General features: G+C 71.1%; 6 protein-coding genes and 1 pseudogene. 2 read left to right on the top strand and 5 right to left on the bottom strand.

Translation table 11 applies throughout. The features are described 5' to 3' along the window. On the bottom strand, nt 1–189 hold a 189-nt coding region (locus VIP82_RS14325; protein ID WP_331909750.1), incomplete at its 3' end, for a glycosyltransferase. 98 nt (nt 190–287) lie between these two features. Here VIP82_RS14325 and VIP82_RS14320 point away from each other — a divergent pair. Further along, nucleotides 288–1,568, top strand: coding sequence for a CDP-glycerol glycerophosphotransferase family protein (locus VIP82_RS14320; protein ID WP_331909748.1), 1,281 nt, complete (start codon nt 288–290; stop codon nt 1,566–1,568). A 45-nt stretch (nt 1,569–1,613) separates the two neighbouring features. Here the strand turns inward: VIP82_RS14320 and VIP82_RS14315 are convergent, their stop codons facing one another. The 4 genes from VIP82_RS14315 to VIP82_RS14300 form a co-directional block, all read right to left on the bottom strand. Further along, a complete protein-coding gene (locus tag VIP82_RS14315; protein WP_331909746.1) occupies nt 1,614–3,005 on the bottom strand; it encodes a maltokinase N-terminal cap-like domain-containing protein in 1,392 nt (463 codons plus the stop codon). 85 nt (nt 3,006–3,090) lie between these two features. Then, on the bottom strand, nt 3,091–3,327 hold the full coding sequence (locus VIP82_RS14310) for a hypothetical protein (RefSeq protein WP_331909744.1): 237 nt from the start codon (nt 3,325–3,327) through the stop codon (nt 3,091–3,093). 40 nt (nt 3,328–3,367) lie between these two features. Then, nucleotides 3,368–4,276 carry a hypothetical protein gene (locus tag VIP82_RS14305; protein WP_331909742.1) on the bottom strand — a complete coding sequence of 303 codons (909 nt, stop codon included), beginning with the start codon at nt 4,274–4,276 and terminating at the stop codon, nt 3,368–3,370. Between the two features lie 63 nt (nt 4,277–4,339). Then, nucleotides 4,340–5,032: a phosphocholine cytidylyltransferase family protein gene (locus VIP82_RS14300; protein ID WP_331909740.1), complete on the bottom strand. Its 693-nt coding sequence runs from the start codon at nt 5,030–5,032 to the stop codon at nt 4,340–4,342. A 195-nt stretch (nt 5,033–5,227) separates the two neighbouring features. Between VIP82_RS14300 and VIP82_RS14295 the strand changes: the two are divergent. Then, nucleotides 5,228–5,735, top strand: a pseudogene (locus VIP82_RS14295) (ABC transporter); the annotation flags it as partial.

Here is a 5,735-nt window from a genome sequence, read left to right as displayed (position 1 = left end):
CGGGTTGTCGATCAGCACGATGCGGTCTTCGTCCCGGGCGAGTTCGCGAGCCAGTTCGCTCGTGCCGTCGGTCGACGGGCCCAGCGCCAGGATCAGCTCGCTCGGACCCGGCACATCCTGCGCCAGCACGGTCTCGACCGCCCGCCGCAGGTAGTCGCGCTCGTTGAGCACCGGCATCACGAAGCTCACGCCGGCAGCGGGCGGGGGGACCGGAGCGTCCCTGCGCCCGTGTTGCTCGACATGCACGCGTCGATCATGTCATGGGTGCCGCTGGGTAGGCTGGACGCGTGGGTCTCGTCTCGGATGGAAAGAAGGCGGTCGCGCTCGTCCGCAAGGCGGTGCGCAATCGCTCGGCGGTCATCGACGTGCGGCGTACGCTCGCGGCCCGGCCACAGCATCCGCCGTTCCACTACCGGGTCGCGGTGTACTTTGCCGACGGCGCGGTCAACATGTACCAGATGCGGCAGTGGTACAAGCCGCTCGCCGGGCTGGCGAAGACCTGGCCCGTCGTCGTGCTCAGCCGTGCCGCGACCGGTGCCGAGGCGCTGCTCGCCGACGGCGCACTGCCGGTCGCGTTCGTGCCGACGGTGCGCGACCTGGAGCGCTTCATCGCCAAGCAGGACATCCGCCTCGTGCTCTACGTGAACCAGAACACGCGCAACTTCCAGATGTTCCGCTACGGGCGTCGCTGGCATGTGTTCATCAACCACGGCGAGTCCGACAAGATGTACATGACCACCAACCAGTACAAGGCGTACGACTACGCGATGATCGCGGGCGACGCGGCGCGCGAGCGGCTCTCGCGGGTGCTGTGGGACTACGACATCGACCGGCGCACGATCGAGATCGGCCGCCCGCAGGCGGACCACTACTCGGGCACCCTGCCGTACACACCGGACGAGCGCACCGTCGTGCTCTACGCGCCCACCTGGGAGGGCGATCGCCCTTCGGCGCACTACGGCTCCATCGCGACGCACGGTGAGGCGCTGGTCGGCGCCCTCCTCGCGACCGGACGCCACCGGGTGATCTACCGCCCTCATCCGCGGTCGGGCGTCGTGAACCACGAGTACGGCGCCGCGAACAAGCGCATCATCGCGGCCCTGGCTGCGGCGAACGCGGCCGACCCCGCCGCGCAGCACGTCTTCGACGACGGACCCGACCTCGGCTGGCAGCTGGCCGCCGCCGACGTCGCGATCGTCGACATCTCCGCGATGGTCTACGACCGGCTCGCCGCCGACAGGCCGCTGCTCATCACCCGGCCCGCCGACCCCGCCGCGGCCATCGACACGCACGGCTACCTGTCGGCGTGCGAATGGCTGGACGCGTCGGCCGCCGCCGACATCGTCGCCGAGACGGAACGGGTGCTGGGCGACCCCGAAGCGGTCGCGCGTCTCGAGCAGTGGGTGACGCGCTACTTCGGCGACACCACCCCGGGCGCAGCGACGGCACGGTTCCACGGTGCCGTGCAAGGACTCATGGACGACTGGGAGACCTGGTACGCCCGCTCGGTCGCCGACAGCGACGACGACGAGCAAGAGGACGAGGCCGACCTCGACGAAGAGGGTTGAGCGACCGGCACGTCACCGGCGCGCCGAGCGCGGGCCGTGGGTGCCTCAGGCCACCGGGGTCGGACGCTCGACCAGCCGCGAGATCGCCCGCAGCGGGATCGCGACCCACGTCGGCCGGTTGCGCGCTTCGTAGATCGCCTCGTACACCGCTTTGTCGAGTTCGAGCGCGGCCAGGAGCGGATGCCGGGGGTCGAGGCCGGTCCCCGAGGTCGCCGCGTAGCCCTCGACGAACGCCGCACGCGCGTCGAGAGCCCAGGCACGCACCGCGTCGGCCGACCGCTCGGGATGGTCCAGGCGCAGCGACCCCGCGACGTAGTCGAAGGAGCGGAGCATGCCGGCGACATCCCGCAGGGCGAAATCGGGCTGCGTGCGCTCGGCCATGGGCCTGAGCGGTTCCCCCTCGAAGTCGACGACCACCCAGCCGCGGTCGGGGGAGTGGAGCACCTGGCCGAGGTGGTAGTCGCCGTGGATCCGCTGCAGCGGCGGCCACGGCACTTCGAGTGCGCGACGGTACACCGCGGTCGCGGCATCCCGCTGCCCGGCGATCTGGGGCACCTCGGCCATCGCGATCGCGAACCGACGTTCCCAGGTCGCCGCGGTGGCATCGCGATCGGCTGCGGTCGCGCTCCGCGTGGGGAAGCACTGCGCGAGAGCGACATGGACGTGCGCGGTCGCAGCTCCGAGAGCGCGCGCGGGGTCGCGGAAGTCGTCGCCCTTCGCGGCGGCGAGAAGGGCGACCCGCCACGCGTCGTCGACTCCGGGAAGGTATTCCTGGGCGAAGGCGAGCGAGCCGCGGACGCTGCCGTGGGCGGTGGCGAGGTCGGGCCACGTGCCTTCGATCGACCCGATGGGCCGCGGCACGTGAGGCGACCCGGCGCGCGCCAGGGCCTCCTGCAGCTCGATGTCCGGATTCAGCCCGGCGTGGAGCTGCCGATAGACCTTGCAGATGACGGGCGTGCCGACGCCCTCGTAGATGAGCGACGTGTTGGACTGCTCCCCGCTGATCACTCGGGCCTTGGCCTCGGCCGGTGCGCTGCCGAGCGCGGCCACGCGCCCGATCGCGGTCGTCTGGGGTCCACGGGCCGTGCCGCCGCGGGCGATGAGGCGCAGGAGCGCGTTGGCGTAGGCGGGATCGAACGGGCCGTCGATGAATGTCGTCCCGGGCGCGGGGCTGCCGATGACGTGGTCGGGGTCCGCCTCCACGGTTTCGGTCGCTCGCTCGACGACGGGTATCTGGTAGAGCACCGCAGGGAGGGCCCCCTCGTCGGCGACCAGGAATGTGCGGATGCGGGCCTTGCCCGGTGTGTCGGCGGGGTCGTCGGGATCGACGGTCAGGTCCCACCACGACACCAGGCGCAGGCTCGGCGGACGCCCTTTCGCGGCGTACCACCGCTGCCGCGGCATCCACGCCGCCAGGCACGCCAGGGTGCTGTCCATACCTGTGAGCGTATGCCCGGGACGGTTGGCATGTCGAGGTCGGAGTGCAAGCGCTTGCAGTTGACGCTCGAAGAATGGTCTCGGGCTACGCGTCTTCGCCCGACTCCTGCGACCCGGCGATCTCGATGACGGGCGTGACGGGGATGACGATGGACTCGACGGCCGGAGCCGCCCCGAGCCCGACGCCGCCGACACCGAGGCCGCCGAGATCGACGGCTGCGGCTTCGGCCAGCCGCTCGGCCTGGGTATCGGTGCGTTCGGGCTCGGAGGGCAGCCCCGCCCATTCGGCGGGTTCTTCCGGAAGCTGGTTGAACAGACCCATGACGACATTCTCACCCCGCGCGAACGCGGGCAGGGTCACATCAGTCGGCGGGCGGAGCCTCGATCTCGGGCTTTCTGCGGCGCACGACGTTGCCGACCGCCGCCGTCCCGCGGGTCACGCCGTGGATCACGAACCCTCCGGCGCGACGGATGCCTCGACCCGCGAGGCGCTCCACGCGGTCGGCGCCGGGCCGGGGCTCGAGCTCCGGCGGCAGCTGGAGCGGGGGCACTCCGAACGCGCGCCGGGAGCCGACGAGGACGCGGCGCCCCAGGATGTTGTTGCCGGCGCCGCCGATCGCGGCGCCGATGCCGAAGGGCAGCGCCTTGCCGATCCACGACGCGCCGCCGCGAGCCGCGAACTGCCGGATGAACGTCGACTTGAGGCGGTCCACGAGCGGCCCGACCGCGGCGCGGGGGAGGGACTTGGTGATGAGCTCGCCCCAGTATCCGGAGCGGCTCGGGCCGCGTCCGGCCGCCTGACCGGCCAGCTGCGCCACGAGGTCGACGCCCTCCTTGCCCAGCATGAGCGTCAGCACCAGCGCCCGCGCGCGGTCGGGATCCGAGACCGGGATGCCGTGCACCTCGGTGACCGACTGGGCGAACAACGTGGTCGCCTCGAGGAAGGCCACCGTCTCGACGCCGCTGAGCGCGAGGGTGACTCCCGTGCCGATACCGGGGACGACGGCGGTCGCGCCCACCGCTGCGCCGCCGGTCGTGACCGCTGCGAGGTAGCGGCGCTCGAGGATGCGGATGATGTCGGCGGGGGAGGCATCCGGATGCCGGAGGCGGATGCTGCGCAGGTGCGCGAGCACGACCGGCCGCTGGATCGACAGCACGCGGTCGAGCGCGCGGATCGTGAAGGGGTGCTCGTCCGACCCGGTGGGCGGCAGACCTCCTTGCCACGGCGCGTCGCCGGGCAGGGAGTGGATGCGGTGGACCTTCTCGCTCATCGCGCCGAGTCTATGCGCCCGGATCCGAGCGTCCGCCCGGGTTGACAGCCCCGCGCCGAGGGGTCAGACGTAGAGGTTCGCGCGCTCGAGGTCTTCGGCGAAGTCCACCTCGACGGCGTACAGGTCCGAGATGTCGAGCGGCTGGAGCAGCACGCCGTCCTCGGCGATCGCGAGCTCGAGGCCGCGCTCGAAGTAGTCCTGGTCGTCGACGCGAGTCAGGTGGCGCATGAACGACTTCTTGTCGAGGCTCGAGATGTAGTTGATGCCGACGGCCTCGCCGATGCCGCCCTTGACGGTCTTCGAGAGCTCCTTGATGTGGCCCTCAGGCGTGACGGTGTACTTGACCTCTTCGTCGCTCACCTTCGAGGTGTTGACGGTGACGAACGACTGGTCGCGCTCGATGACCTCGATGGCGCGGCCGAGGACGCGCGGGTCGAAGACGACGTCGCCGTTCATCCAGAGCACGCCGCCCTTGCCGGTCTTGGCGAGGGCGCGCAGCAGGCTCTTGGACGTGTTCGTCTGGTCGTAGCGGTCGTTGTAGACGTAGTCGACGTGCGGGAAGGCCTCGACGATGGTCTCGGCACGGTAGCCGACGACGGTGGTGATCTTGGCGTCGCTGCCGAACGCGGCACGGATGTTGTCGTGCTGCTGCTGCATGATGCTGCGGCCGTCGCTCAGCTCGGTGAGCGGCTTGGGAAGGCTGCGGCCGAGACGCGAGCCCATTCCGGCTGCGAGGATAACGGTCTGAAGGGTCAAAGTCTTCTCCTGAAGTGCGCGATTCACTGCCGGTTCACCGGCTCGACACCCCTTCGTGCCGGGACCATGCTATCGATGACCCCTGTGAAGGTGCAGAATGATGGGCTCCCGTTGCCGATTCGTGACATAACGCGAATGCCGCGACGCGGCGACACGAACTGCCCCAGCGTCAGGCCCGCTTGATACGTTGGTTCAGTGACAGCCTCCCTCCCGGTGCCGAATGACATCGATCCGGAAGAGCCGGACCGTCACTCCGGTGCGGGCGTGATTCGCCTCGCCGACACGGTACCGCCGCCTCCCGACAAGCCCCGCCGCCCGCCCCGCAAGCCGCGCTCCGACAAGGACGCCCCGCGCAAGAATCGCGCTCCGCGCACCGCCGAACCGCAGCCGGATCCCGGCCCGCCGCCGCCGCTTCCGAGCGATCTGGAGCTCGCCGCGAGCGCTGCCGCCGGGATCGTGGTGCCGCCGCGGCCGCCGCTTCCGCCCGTCGCCGACGTACCGTCGGCCGATTCGCCACCCGCACCGACGGCCGAGCCCGAAGCGTCGCCCCAGCCCGCTCCCGGGGCCGCGACGGCGCCCGCCGATGCGACCGATGCCGCGATCACGCCCGAGGTCGCCTCTGCGCCCGCGCCGAGCTCCGTCACCGCGCCTCTTGCCGATTCGGTCGCTGTGGTCGATGCTGAGCCCGTGGTCGAGTCCGCAC

The organism is Microbacterium sp., assembly GCF_036566905.1.
Taxonomy (GTDB): domain Bacteria; phylum Actinomycetota; class Actinomycetes; order Actinomycetales; family Microbacteriaceae; genus Microbacterium.
Note: the sequence above shows the minus strand (reverse complement) of the source record. Positions and strands in the feature narration are given on the sequence as shown.

Coding starts and splice junctions, on each gene's coding strand:
- VIP82_RS14315 (WP_331909746.1), bottom strand. CDS start 3,005: ATGGACAGCACCCTGGCGTGCCTGGCGGCGTGGATGCCGCGGCAGCGG.
- VIP82_RS14310 (WP_331909744.1), bottom strand. CDS start 3,327: ATGGGTCTGTTCAACCAGCTTCCGGAAGAACCCGCCGAATGGGCGGGG.
- VIP82_RS14305 (WP_331909742.1), bottom strand. CDS start 4,276: ATGAGCGAGAAGGTCCACCGCATCCACTCCCTGCCCGGCGACGCGCCG.